The following is a 2,547-nucleotide window of genomic DNA, read 5'->3' as shown; positions in this document are numbered from 1 at the left end:
TGGAGGCGTTCACTTCCTGAGCGCCCATCGGGGTGTTGATCGTGATCTTCCAGTTGCCGTCCGCAGACATGGCTCTCTCCTCTTTGCGAAGCGGCGCCTGTTCAAGCCGGTTGTGGCCCTGCAGTCGGCGCTTCCGTTCGCCATCGACGGACCCGCCGCGGCAGCCAGTTTAGGTGGGGCTCAGGGACGCGCTTTCAAGTTCGGCGGCCCGTTGCTCCACCAACTCGACGATATGGTCGACCATGCGGTCGTTGTCCATCTTGTGGTCAGGCTTTCCCGCCAGGTAGACCATCCCCGCGCCCTTGCCGCCGCCGGTGAACCCGACGTCGGTCATCAGAGCCTCGCCGGGCCCGTTCACTACACAGCCGATGATGGACAGGCTCATGGGCGTGGCGATGTGGGCCAGACGGGCCTCGAGGGTCTCGACTGTCCGGATGACGTCGAACCCCTGCCGGGCGCAGGACGGGCAGGCGATGATGTTCACCCCCCGGTGGCGCAGGCCGAGGGACTTGAGCATGTCGAAGCCGACCTTCACCTCCTCGACAGGGTCGGCGGCCAGCGACACGCGAAGGGTGTCGCCGATTCCCGCCCACAGAAGGGCGCCCATGCCTATGGCGGACTTCACCGTGCCGATCCTCTGGCCGCCGGCTTCGGTGACGCCGATGTGCAGGGGGCAGTCTATGGCCTCGGCCAGCATCTGGTAGGCGGCCACGGTCATGAAGAGGTCCGAGGCCTTCACGCTGATCTTGAACTCGTGGAAGTCGTGATCCTGCAGGATGCGGGCGTGGTCGAGGGCGCTCTCGACCATGGCGTCGGGGCAGGGCTCGCCGTACTTCTCGAGAAGGTGGCTCTCGAGGCTCCCGGCGTTGACGCCGATACGGATCGAGCAGCCGTGGTCGCGGGCGGCCTGGATCACTTCGCGGACCCTTTCAGGGCTCCCGATGTTCCCGGGATTGATGCGCAGGCAGGCGGCCCCGGCCTTCGCCGCCTCGATGCCCCTGCGATAGTGAAAGTGAATGTCCGCGACGATCGGGACCTTCACCGACTTGACGATCTGCTGCAGGGCGGCGGTCGAGGCCTCATCAGGGCAGGAGACCCGCACGATGTCCGCGCCGGCCTCCTCCAGTTGGCGGACCTGGTCGATCGTCGAGGCGGCGTCCGCCGTCAGCGTGTTGGTCATGGACTGGACGCTGATCGGGGCGTCTCCTCCGACCTCCACTGCGCCGACCCGGATCTTCCGGCACTTGCGGCGGGTGATGGTGCGCCAGGGGCGAAGGGCGTGAGGGTCTGTCATGGCCTCAGAATAAGCCGTCGCCGGAGGATTCCCAAGACGAGTCAGGGACCAGGCGATGTCGAGATGGCCGAAGCGGGGGTCAGTCCTGCAGGCAGGGTTCCCCGCGTCCGGCCATCCAGGAAGACTGCGATCACCCCTGGCTCAACGGTCTCGAAGGCCAGGCCCCGGACGGGGTCTATGCGATAGGCTTCACCCGCAGCAAGCGGTCGAGCAAACCAGGCCGACCGGTCCGGGCCCCAGACAATGAGGGTTGTCGGACGGCGGGCCTGGAGGACAAGTCGTCCTGTGCCGGTCGGGCCGTGGACGGCTCCCCTGGGGGTGAAGGTCGCCCCGAGGTCGAGGAGGGTCGGATCCTCGGTCGAACGGAGCGCCTCGGGAAGCGCTGCGGAAAGCTCGGATTCCAGCCCCGGGGTGAGATAGGGCGGCGGGGCGTTGGACTCCACCGGGGCCGGTAACGGCGCACCGAGGGACATCGGGCCCGCAGGCGAGGCCAGGGGAGCCGCCACGGCGACCGGAGGCGACGGACGCCGGCTCTCTTCCTCAAGGGCTCCGCGACGGACCAGGTTCCAGACAATGATTGCGGACAGGATCAGCAACCCGGCGAGGATCATCAGCCGCAGGCGGGGGTCCGCCATCCTGCGGACGCCGATAGGGGGACGCAGGGCGTCGTTGCGGTCCGGATCGTCGGCTTTGAAGCGGGCGATCGCCTCATCCTCGGGGAGCCCCAGCGCCTGGGCGTAGGCCCGGATGTAGCCGATCGTGAACGGCCGGCTCGGCAGGTCCTTCAGCCTCAGGGCCTCTATGGCGTCAACGTAGGCGGGCCGGATCCGGGTCAGCGCGGATATCGCCTCGATGCTCAGGCCGCGGGACTTGCGTATCGCCTGGAGCGCGGCGCCGACATGCGCGCCGCCCTGAAGGTCTGGCCCGGATGCGGCGGCCGCTTCACCTTCCCCGGCGCCTTGGTCGGCCATGGCTGAGACGATCCCATGAATGCGACCCGGCGATAGCATGGCCCGCGAGGCAGGCCAAATGTCTCTCTGCGACCGGCCTCAGACCGCGAGATAAAGCTTTCGGGCGAGGGTCTCGACCTCGTTCCGGATCGAGCCGGAAGTACTCCGGATCAGCTTCTCGAGTCCCTTGCGCGCAGCTGCGCGGTCGCACGAGAGGACCATCTGCTTCACAGGTCCTATCCCTGCCGGCGGCATGGAGAGCGCCTCGAAGCCGAGGGCGACCAGAACGAAGGCCTCGAGGGG

General features: G+C 67.7%; 3 protein-coding genes. All 3 read right to left on the bottom strand.

Annotated features, from left to right (window positions below):
* Positions 1-169 precede the first annotated feature (169 nt).
* Positions 170-1,294 carry a flavodoxin-dependent (E)-4-hydroxy-3-methylbut-2-enyl-diphosphate synthase gene (ispG, locus tag INE98_RS00315; RefSeq protein WP_293535721.1) on the bottom strand — a complete coding sequence of 375 codons (1,125 nt, stop codon included), beginning with the start codon at positions 1,292-1,294 and terminating at the stop codon, positions 170-172.
* 41 nt (positions 1,295-1,335) lie between these two features.
* Positions 1,336-2,265, bottom strand: a complete 930-nt coding sequence (locus INE98_RS00310; RefSeq protein ID WP_293535720.1) for a helix-turn-helix domain-containing protein — start codon at positions 2,263-2,265, stop codon at positions 1,336-1,338.
* Between the two features lie 78 nt (positions 2,266-2,343).
* Positions 2,344-2,547 (bottom strand): hypothetical protein (locus tag INE98_RS00305; RefSeq protein WP_293535718.1); only part of this gene is annotated, 204 nt, incomplete at its 5' end.

The sequence above is a fragment of the Phenylobacterium sp. genome (assembly GCF_020253645.1).
In the GTDB taxonomy this organism is placed as follows: Bacteria; Pseudomonadota; Alphaproteobacteria; order Caulobacterales; family Caulobacteraceae; genus Phenylobacterium.
Note: the sequence above shows the minus strand (reverse complement) of the source record. Positions and strands in the feature narration are given on the sequence as shown.

What these genes read in the sequence shown, in the direction of transcription:
- INE98_RS00310 (WP_293535720.1), bottom strand. Translation starts at nt 2,265, where the DNA reads ATGGCCGACCAAGGCGCCGGGGAAGGTGAAGCGGCCGCCGCATCCGGG.
- ispG (WP_293535721.1), bottom strand. Translation starts at nt 1,294, where the DNA reads ATGACAGACCCTCACGCCCTTCGCCCCTGGCGCACCATCACCCGCCGC.